Origin of the sequence: Pseudomonas sp., assembly GCF_030696055.1 — a bacterium.
In the GTDB taxonomy this organism is placed as follows: domain Bacteria; phylum Pseudomonadota; class Gammaproteobacteria; order Pseudomonadales; family Pseudomonadaceae; genus Aquipseudomonas.
Map to the genome: position 1 here is coordinate 1 of NZ_JAUYNP010000322.1, position 9,720 is coordinate 9,720.

A 9,720-nucleotide genomic window follows, 5' to 3' on the forward strand; every position below is an offset into this window, starting at 1 on the left:
AAGATTTTCGCCCAGAAATGGTAGAGATCGCGGTACACCGTTTCCCCGCTGCGCAGCCACAGGCCTTCCAGCACGGCCAGGTAGCTGGCCAGGCCGATGGTGATGGCCGGGAAAATAATGTGAAAGGAAATGGTGAAACCAAACTGGATTCGGGCCAGGTCTAGAGCCTCTATGCCGAACATAAAACATCCTCACTCAGGTAATCGGGGCACAGCCTTGCGCGCGCTCCCGCTCGGGGAACGCAATGGGCGCGATTGTTCTTGTTGGAGGGTGAAACTAGATATGGGCCAAAACAGCCGCCAGACAAAAGCAAAGGGGATCTTGATCTGGATCAATCGACAGCTGCAGGGTAGCGCCTGCGGCGGCGCCAACGGCTGTGGTCTATTGTCGCGCGACGGGCTGTCACAAGGGCTGCGCGGCCCTTCAGGCCTAGTGCCGCGCGAGCAAGGCCTGGGGCAGATCGACATCCTGAACCACGCCGGGATCGTCCAGTTCGATGCCGTAGCAAGCCATTGGATTGGCCTGCAGCAGCCCGCGCGCGCCCTCATCACCACTGAGCTGCTGTAAGTCTGACCAGAACGACCGGCCAAATAGCACCGGGTGGCCGCGCTGGCCCTGGTACAGGGGATAGAGAATGCGTTCGGCGGTCGCCTGGACGCACAGCTGGCGCAGGCTGGCGGCGGCTATCCAGGGCATATCGCCGAGCAGCACGGCGATGGCCTCGGCATCCGAATCGGCCAAGGTTTGGATACCCCAGGCCAGACTGCGGCCCATACCCTGCTCGGCCTCGGCGCAGCGGATCACCCGGCAGTGCGGCGGCAACCCCAGGGCCTGTAGGTCATCTTCCGGGCGCAGCAGCAGATGCACCTCATCGAATACCTGCTGCGCCCGCGCGAGGCTGGCGGCCAGCAGAGTGCGGCCGTCCGCCAGGCGGGCGAGCCGCTTGTCGCTGCCAAAGCGCGTGCCGCGGCCGGCGGCGAGCAGCAGGGCTATCACCTTAGGCATGCTGAATCCGCCTAGATAGAGCGGTCGCGCTAGAGGCGCTCACGGCCAATACCATTGCGCACCCGCAGGATATCGGCGAGCACCGCCAGGGCGATTTCCGCCGGGGTCTTGCTGCCCAGGTTAAGGCCAATGGGCGCGATAATTCGCGCCAGCTGGGCCTCGTCCAGGCCGCCAACCCGGCGCAGCCGTTCGAAGCGCTTGCTGCTGGTGAGCATGGAACCCATCACGCCTATATAGAAGGCCTCAGTGCGCACCGCCTCGATCATCGCCAGGTCGTCGATGCGTGGATCGTGGGTCAGGGCCACCACGGCTGTGTCGGCATGGCAGCCGCCCAGGCGAATCACCTCAGACGGCAGCTCGCGGCGGATCTCCACCCCCGGCAGTTCGACGCCTTGCAGCACCTCCTCGCGCGGGTCGCAGAGCACCACCTCGAAACCCAGGCTCTGGGCGAACTCCGCGCACACCTGGGACACCGAGGAATAACCCGCGATCAGCAGGCGCTGGGCCGCGCCCACCCGCAGCCGCAGCAGGTCGCCCTGGCGCTCCACCTTTGGGCCCTGCACGGTGTCCGCCAGCAGGCGGCGCTCACCGCTCGGCAGGGCGATCTCGCGGATCAGCCGGCGCTGGCCGGACAAGGCGCCTTCCAGCTCACGCAGATGGGCCTGCACCGCACAGTCGGCCGGCAGGTTTTCCACCAGCACTTCCAGCACGCCGCCACAGGGCAGGCGGATCTGCGAATGGGGGTCGCTGCCATCGCCGTAACGCACCAGGCTGACGGGCTCGGGGAAGGCGCCGGCGGCCAGGCGTTCGAGGAATTCATCCTCGACGCAGCCGCCGGACAGCGAGCCGATCCAGGCGCCGTCCGCCGTGGCCGCCAGCAATGAACCCGGCGCCCGCGGCGCCGAGCCATAGGTGGCGAGCACCGTGCACAGCCACACGCGCTGGCCGGCCCTGGACCACTCCAGGGCCTGGCGCAGCACCAGAAGATCGAGGTGTTGCATCAGCCGTTACCCACCATCAATGACCCGTCTCGCCGCGCAACTGGCTGACCTGCTCCTGGCTCAGCTCGGCATCCAGGCCGCCCCAGGTCTGGCGCAGGTAGTGCAGCAGGTCACGCAACTGGGCGTTGTCGAGCTTGTCGCCGAAGCCGGGCATCGGCTGCATGCGTTCGAAGCCGGTGAACTGCTGCTCCTTGATGCCGTCGTCGATCACCCGCAACAGGTTGCGCGAGTCGGCCAGGCGCAGGCTGGTGTTGCCGTCCATGGCCACGGCCACGTGGGGCACGCCCTCGCCCGCCGCACCGTGGCAGCCGGCGCACAGGTTGAGGTAGTGCTGGCGGCCCTGCTGGGCGCTCTGGTCCAGTTGGTCCACGGCCACGGCGGCGACCTGGCGCGCCTGTGGCGGCTGGTCGCCGAGCAGGTAGGTGGCCATGGCCTTATGGTCGTCCTGCGGCAGATGCTGGGTGCTGTGGTGCAGCACCGGGTACATCTCGTTGAACATCGAGCCCTGGGCGCTGATGCCGTGCTTGAGGAAGGTCGCCAGGTCGTCGCTGCTCCAGCCGCGCGCGGCCAGGTCGTCGGCCAGCAGACTGGGGGCCGCATAGCCGAGCAACACGCCGCCCTGCATGCGCTGATCCTGCTGCAAGGCACCGAGGGCGTTGCGCGGGGTGTGGCACTCGCCGCAGTGGCCAAGTACTTCCACCAGGTACTGGCCGCGCTGCCAGGGCTCGCTCTTGCCCTCGCTCGGTTGCAGCTGCACAACGTCCTTGTACAGCAGGTTCCAGAAGCTCATGCCGAAGCGCAGGTTGAACGGGAAGGCCAGGTCGGTCTGCGGGCTGGGCTTGGCGATAGGCGCCAGGCTCATGATATAGGCGTAGATGGCGTCCGAGTCTTCGCGCTTGAGCAGGCGATAGGAGGTATAGGGCATGGCCGGATAGAGCTGGCTGCCGTCCGGCTTCTCGCCCTCGGTCACCGCGCGGAAGAAGTCGTCGGCGCTGTAGTTGCCGATACCATGCTCCTTATCCGGGGTGATATTGGTGCCGTAGATGGTGCCGAACGGCGACTCCAGCGGCAGGCCGCCGGCGAACTCGGCACCGCCCTCGACGCTGTGGCAGGCCACGCAGTCGGCGGCATTGGCCAGGTACTTGCCACGTTCGATCAGTTTCTCGTCGGCCGCCTGGGCAGCCAACGGCAGCAGCAGGGCGGCAGCGATCAGCAAATTCTTCATGCTTAACCTTCCTTGACCAGGCCGAGCGACTCCACCACATCGCGCGCGGCGCTGTAGTAGCGGACATAGCCGGTGCAGCGGCAGATATGCTTACCCAGGGCGTTCTCGATCTCCCCTTCCAGCTCGCTGCGCTTGACCGGCTCGCGCTGCAGTTTTTCCACCAGCACTGTGGCCGCGTTGACGTAGCCCGGGGTGCAGTAGCTGCACTGAAAGGCGAACTGCTCGACGAACTTCTGCTGGATCGGATTGAGCTCGCTCACCTCGCCCTGGGCATCGCGCCTGGCGTGGCCTTCGATGGTGCGCACGCGCTTGCCGTCGAAGAAATGCGCGCCGGTGATGCAGGTGCGGATTTCCTCGCTGGTGCCGTCGGGCTTGTCGAGGATCGCCACGCAGGCGTGGCACACACCCTGGCCGCAGCCCAGGCGCGAACCTGTGAGGTTCAGGTATTCATGCAGAAAGTCGATCATCATCAGGTCGTCGGCCACTTCGAGGGGGCCGACGGCTTGGCTGTTGATGATCATGCTGATAAGGCGCTTAGCCATGGAGGGCCTCCTTGATGCGGGCCGGGGTCAGGGGAAGGTCGCGCAAGCGCTTGCCGGTGGCATGCGCCACGGCGTTGGCGATGGCACCGACCACCGGGATCATTACCACCTCGGCGATGCCCTTGGCGGGGTCGCTGGGGGACAGCGGCGGCAGAATCTCCGCGCTTTGCGACCACACGGCGCAATCCTTGGCGCGCGGTAGCTGGTAACGGTTGAAGTTCCAGGTGCCCTCACCCGGGCCGCCTTCGTACAGCGGCATTTCTTCCAGCAGGGCATGACCGATGCCCATGGCGATACCGCCTTCGAGCTGGCCGAGCACCAGCTGCTCAACTATCACCCGGCCGCATTCGAGCCAGGAGTGATGGTTGATCACCCGCGCCTCGCCGCTGCCCTTGTTGACCTTGACCTCCACCAGGGTGGCCACCGGGCTGTAGTAGGTGACCATGGCGTTGTTCAGCTGGGTTTCCGGGTAGTGCACGGCCACGCGGTCGAGCAGGTCGAAGCCGTTGCGGGTCATCCGCGCCTGCTTCAACCCATCGGCGCCGTCGCCGTATTTCACCGCCAGGGCGTCCAGGGGTATGCGCTCGCGGCTGCCGTCGATAACGAACTCGGCCTCGGCCCATTGCCAGCGGTTGAAGCCGTGCACGCTCACGCCGGTGACCAGGCCCAGCTCGTGGGCCTTCTGGGTCAGAATCTGCAGGGGAATCGGCGGCATGCCGTCGGCGGTCAGCTTGCCCTCGATCCAGTGGGCGTTCTCACGGCGCACCACATAGGGATTGGCCAGGCCGCCGTAGATGCCTTGACTCCAGATATGCAACGCCGCCGGCCATAGGCCGTGGTTGAACAGCAGACGCGCAGCCTCGCGAGTGGCGTGGCCCTGGTAGTAGGAGGAGTTGGTCGCCGAAGACGCCGAGGACAGCTTGCCGACCCAGCGCGGGTTCTTCAGCGCGGCGTCCTGCTCGGCCTGGCTGATGATGTAGGGGTTGCCGCTGGTGGTCAGCGCCAGCTCGGCCCAGTCGGTCTCGCCGGTCTTGATCTCAGCGGCCGGCTGGCCCAGGTAATCGGCCGCCAGCAGTGCCTGGGAGGTGGCCATGCCGGTGCCCATGTCGATGCCGATATGGCGCAGCTTGATCCGCCCATCGGCGCTGAACTCCAGGCTGGCCATGGGCGCCTCGGAGCCGGTGCCGAAGTCCTTCTGGCAGATGGCGAAACCGACGCCGTAAAGGTTGTCCGGGTCCTGGGCCTCGAACTTCTGCTTGCGCTCGGCACGGGTCTTCCAGATCTCGTGCTGCGCCGCCTTGTCGAGAATCTCGTCCAGACGCAGGGCCCCGGCCGGGATAGCGCCCTGGGTGTTTTTCATACCGGACTTGAACACGTTCTTCTTGCGCAGTTCGATGGCATCGATGCCCAGGCGCCCGGCCACCTCGTCCACCATCATCTCGGTGGCCGCCATGGTCTGCAGGGTGCCGAAGCCGCGCATCGAGCCGGCTTCCACCGCCCGCGAATGATAGGCGGTGGCCGCCAGGTCGCTCTGCGGCAGGTAATAGATGGACTGCGCGGCAGTCGCGCCGACCGCCGCCACCGAGGCGCTGTAGTTGGCGCGGCCGCCGCCGTCCACCTCCATATGGGCGCGGAAGATTTGGAAGCTCTGGTCGGCCTTATTCACCGCCAGCTGGTAATGCATGTCGAAGGGGTGGCGCTTGATGCCGCTCTGGAACTGCTCGTAGCGGTCATTGGCCAGACGCACCGGCACACCCTCGCCGTACATCGCCGCGAGGGCGGCGTAGAAGACGAAGATATTGTTGTCCTTGGAGCCGTAACCGACTGTGTAGCCGGGGTGCATGCTCAGCTTGGCGACCTTGAAGCGCGACGGCGCGAGCATATGCGCGCACTGCTCGGCCACCTCGAAGGGGCACTGGGTGGCCACCACGAAATGCAGGGTGCCGCTCGCCGGATCGAACCAGCCGTTGCCGTTGTCGGCTTCCAGCGCCGCCGGCTCGACGGACTGGGTCTTGAAGCGTTCGTCGAACACCAGCCAGCCGTCCGGCGGCGTCTGCAGCTGCTTGAGCATCTGCTCGGCGTGGTACAGGCCCTGCTGGCTGAGGTCGCCGCTGGCCAGGCCTTCGCCCCAGGCCGGCTTGCGGTTGTGGATCAGCGGGAACAGCATGCTGTCCTTAAGGCTGGAAAAGGTATCAGGATCAAAGGCGGTCGCACCGCCGACCCGCACAAAGCGGAAGCTGCCGTAGGGATCGCTCTGGTAGGCCGGAGCCTGGGCGCCGTAGCGGATCACCTTGTCGTTGAACTTGAGGAGGTTCTTGGCCTGGCGATAGCGCTCGAAATCCTTCCAGATCAGCAGCGCCACCGGGTGGCCGATAAACATCGGCACCTGGCCTTCGGGCAACAGCGGGTCGAGGTTGTGCCCATAAGGGAAGACGATGCCGTCCTTGGCCAGATCGGCGGCGGTGACCAGCCGATCGGGCTGCAACTCGGCCGCCAGCATGCTCAGGTCGACGCCCTGATACAGCTGCTCGGTGCGGGTCGCCTTGAGCAGCAGGGCGTGCCCCTGCTGCTGCGGCCAGCCGGGCATATCCTTGGCGCGGATATCGCGGGCGAACACCTTGGCCCCACAGGCCTTGGACACCCCGTCGATACGCCCCACGGCCTTGCCACTGGCGCTGTACCAGGGCTGCGGGGTGGCGGTCACGCGCTCCTCGAACAGGGCGGCTAAGGCCTTGCTGCCCAGGGGCGCGAAACTGATGCCGATGCCGGCGATGACGCTGCCTTGCAGAAAGGCGCGACGAGACAACTCAGGAGTGGACATGTCCGTTCCTCGAGGCCAGCAAGCAGGCTGGCCGTTTAGTTGAGCGATAAATAAACAGGCGTCCCCTTTCCGCAGAAAGGAACGAAATAAGCGTAGACGACAGATCGACTTGACCCGAAAGTCAGATTCTAACCAACTCATTGCCACAGAAGAAGAAAAACTGTCTTCCGGGTCAGCCTTTATCTGCAGAGCGAGTTGCGTTTTGCGCCAACCAGCCGGCCCAGGCTGGTCGAGCGCTCGGCCCGTCACTCGGACACAGGGCTCTGCCTGCTAGACTGAACGCTCGACCGCCCAGGCATTTCTGGCCATGCCCACGCCCCCGCTGCTGCGCCACCAGCGCCCCTTTCTCGCCTTCTGGCTGGCTCGCGTCAGCACCGTCAGCGGTTTCCAGATGCTGGCCGTGGCCATCGGCTGGCAGATGTATGCGCTGACCGGCAATGTGCTCGACCTGGGCCTGGTCGGCCTGGTGGAGTTCCTGCCGCGGGTGCTGTTTATCCTGCTCACCGGCCATGTCGCCGACCGCTTCGACCGCCGCCGGGTCGCCGCGCTGTGCCAGGGCGCCCAGGGCCTGACCGCCCTGACCCTGCTGATCGGCAGCAGCGCCGGCGGCATCAGCCGCGAGATGATCCTGCTGATCGCCTTCCTGCTCGGCACGGCCCGGGCCTTCGAGATGCCCAGCACCCAGGCCTTGCTGCCCAATATAGTGCCGCCCGCGCTATTCCCCGCCGCGGTGGCCGCCTCCGCCGCCGCGCTGCAGACCGCCACCATAGTCGCGCCGGCCCTCGGCGGCCTGCTCTACGCGGTGGATGCGGGCTGGGTCTATGGCCTCGCGCTGCTGCTGTATAGCAGCGCCCTGAGCCTGATGCTCAGCCTGCCGGCGCGGCAGTTGCCGCTTAAGCAAAAGGCCTCGCTGCAAGCGCTGCTGGCCGGCTTTCGCTTTATCCGCAGCCGCCCCGAGGTGTTCGGCGCGGTGTCCATGGATATGGTCGCGGTGCTGCTCGGCGGCGCCACCGCGCTGCTGCCGGTATTCGCCAAGGACATATTGCTGACCGGGCCCTGGGGCCTCGGCCTGCTGCGTGCGGCGCCGGCGCTGGGCGCGCTGCTGATGTCGCTGTGGCTGGCGCGCTTTCCCATCGAGCGCCGGGTCGGCCCGGTGATCTTCATCTCGGTGGCGCTGTTCGGCGTGGCGACCATCGCCTTCGGCCTCTCCACCTCACTGTGGTTCAGCCTGACCAGCCTGGTGCTGCTGGGCGCGGCGGACATGGTCAGCATGGTGATCCGCGGCGCCTTCGTGCAGCTGCAGACGCCGGACGAGATGCGTGGCCGGGTCAGTGCGGTGAATGGCCTGTTTATCGGCGCATCCAATCAACTGGGGGACTTTCGCGCCGGCCTCAGCGCCGCCTGGTTCGGCACGGTGCCGGCGGTGCTGATCGGCGGGGTCGGCGCGATACTGGTCAGCGGCCTGTGGTGGCGCCTGTTCCCGCAGCTGGCGCGGCACGATCGGCTGCACCAACAACAGGCAGAGCCGCCGCTCAGCTAACCAGCATGGCCTCGGCCACCTGCCTGCGTTTGCCCTTGCCGCACAGCTGTTCGACCAAGCACAGGGCGAACTCCAGGGCCGTGCCCGGGCCCTGACTGGTGATGCAGTTACCATCGACCACCACCGCCTGGTCGACAAAACTGCAGCCGCTCAGGCGCTCGCCGAAGGCCGGGTAGCAGGTCATCCGCCGCTGCTTGAGCACACCGTACTGCTGCAAGGCCAGGGCCGGTGCGGCGCAAATGCCGGCGAACAGCTTGCCGGCCTTGGCCTGCTCGCGCACCCGTTCGGCCAAGGGTTCATGCTCGGCCAGATGCTGGGCACCGGGCATGCCGCCGGGCAGCACTATCAGGTCGAAGGCCTGGGCCAGCACATCGACCAGCATGGCGTCGGCGGTCAGGCGGGTGCCGCGGGCGCAGGTGATCATCCGCCGGTCTTCGATGCTGGCCACCACCACCTCGATCTCCGCACGGCGCAGCACATCGATCAGGGTCACGCACTCGAGGTCTTCGACACCGTCAGCCACGCTGATAAGGGCACGCATCGTCATTCTGGTCTCCTTCTTGCTAGCAACCTAAAGCTGTCCAATCGGTCACAAATTCACCACCCAGGGGCGAGCTGATATGATGCGCGCCTTTTCCCAGATCGCCAGCAAAATCCTGCGCCCGCGCCCGGATGTGCTTGGCTTTCGCTATATATAAGTACGGCCAAAGAGCCGTTACGGGGAGTCCCACATGCTGGAAAGACTGTTCCAACTCAAGGCCCATAACACCACGGTGCGCACCGAGATACTCGCCGGTCTCACCACCTTCCTGACCATGGCCTATATCCTCTTCGTCAACCCGAGCATCCTCGGCGCAACCGGCATGGACAAGGGCGCGATCTTCGTCGCCACCTGCCTGGCCGCCGCCATCGGCTCGGCGATCATGGGTCTGATCGCCAACTACCCGATCGCCCTGGCGCCGGGCATGGGCCTCAACGCCTTCTTCACCTACACCGTAGTGCTCGGCATGGGCCACACCTGGCAGGTGGCGCTCGGCGCGGTATTCCTCTCGGCCTGCATGTTCTTCCTGCTGTCGATCTTCAAGATCCGCGAATGGATCATCAACAGCATCCCCCTGGAGTTGCGCTCGGCGATCGCCGCAGGCATCGGCCTGTTCCTCGCGCTGATCGCCCTGCAAAGCGCCGGCATAGTGGTGGATCACCCGGCCACCCTGGTGGGCATGGGCGACCTCGGCAAGCCCCAGGCGCTGCTGGCGATACTCGGCTTCTTCCTGATAGTCGGCCTGGAGGCGCGCAAGGTCACTGGCGCGGTACTGATCGGCATCCTGGTGGTGACCCTGCTCAGCATCGCCCTGGGCATCTCCGAGTTCGGCGGCCTGCTGTCGATGCCGCCATCGCTGGCGCCGACCTTCCTTGAGCTGGACATACTCGGCGCGCTGGATATCGGCCTGGTCAGCGTGATCTTCGCCTTCCTCTTCGTCGACCTGTTCGACAACTCCGGCACCCTGATCGCCGTGGCCAAGAAGGCCGGGCTGATGCGCAAGGACGGCTATATGCCGAAGATGGGCCGCGCCCTGATCGCCGAC

At 66.0% G+C, this 9,720-nt stretch carries 9 protein-coding genes; 2 read left to right on the forward strand and 7 right to left on the reverse strand.

Going from position 1 to position 9,720, the window contains the following annotated elements; translation table 11 throughout:
- From Q8Q83_RS19395 to Q8Q83_RS19420, 6 genes are all read right to left on the reverse strand, one after another.
- Nucleotides 1–182, reverse strand: a 182-nt coding sequence (locus Q8Q83_RS19395; protein ID WP_305625766.1) for a cytochrome ubiquinol oxidase subunit I, incomplete at its 3' end; no start/stop codon positions are given.
- Nucleotides 183–429: 247 nt separating this feature from the next.
- Nucleotides 430–1,005, reverse strand: a complete 576-nt coding sequence (locus Q8Q83_RS19400; RefSeq protein WP_305625767.1) for a nucleotidyltransferase family protein — start codon at nt 1,003–1,005, stop codon at nt 430–432.
- A 29-nt stretch (nt 1,006–1,034) separates the two neighbouring features.
- Nucleotides 1,035–2,006, reverse strand: coding sequence for an XdhC family protein (locus tag Q8Q83_RS19405; RefSeq protein ID WP_305625768.1), 972 nt, complete (start codon nt 2,004–2,006; stop codon nt 1,035–1,037).
- A 16-nt stretch (nt 2,007–2,022) separates the two neighbouring features.
- Entirely contained in the window at nt 2,023–3,231 is a 1,209-nt protein-coding gene (locus tag Q8Q83_RS19410) for a cytochrome c (protein ID WP_305625769.1), read from the reverse strand.
- Nucleotides 3,232–3,233: 2 nt separating this feature from the next.
- On the reverse strand, nt 3,234–3,773 hold the full coding sequence (locus tag Q8Q83_RS19415) for a (2Fe-2S)-binding protein (RefSeq protein WP_305625770.1): 540 nt from the start codon (nt 3,771–3,773) through the stop codon (nt 3,234–3,236).
- On the reverse strand, nt 3,766–6,594 hold the full coding sequence (locus tag Q8Q83_RS19420; protein WP_305625771.1) for a xanthine dehydrogenase family protein molybdopterin-binding subunit: 2,829 nt from the start codon (nt 6,592–6,594) through the stop codon (nt 3,766–3,768). Before Q8Q83_RS19420 ends, Q8Q83_RS19415 begins: the two co-directional genes overlap by 8 nt.
- Nucleotides 6,595–6,901: 307 nt before the next feature.
- Here Q8Q83_RS19420 and Q8Q83_RS19425 point away from each other — a divergent pair, with 307 nt between their 5' ends.
- Entirely contained in the window at nt 6,902–8,134 is a 1,233-nt protein-coding gene (locus Q8Q83_RS19425) for an MFS transporter (protein ID WP_305625772.1), read from the forward strand.
- Here Q8Q83_RS19425 and Q8Q83_RS19430 read toward each other — a convergent pair.
- Complete coding sequence (locus Q8Q83_RS19430; protein WP_305625773.1) at nt 8,127–8,681, reverse strand: DJ-1 family glyoxalase III; 555 nt, start codon at nt 8,679–8,681, stop codon at nt 8,127–8,129. The two genes, Q8Q83_RS19425 and Q8Q83_RS19430, sit on opposite strands and share 8 nt — an antisense overlap.
- A gap of 184 nt (nt 8,682–8,865) precedes the next feature.
- Here Q8Q83_RS19430 and Q8Q83_RS19435 point away from each other — a divergent pair.
- The coding region (locus tag Q8Q83_RS19435; RefSeq protein ID WP_305625774.1) for an NCS2 family permease at nt 8,866–9,720 on the forward strand (855 nt) is incomplete at its 3' end.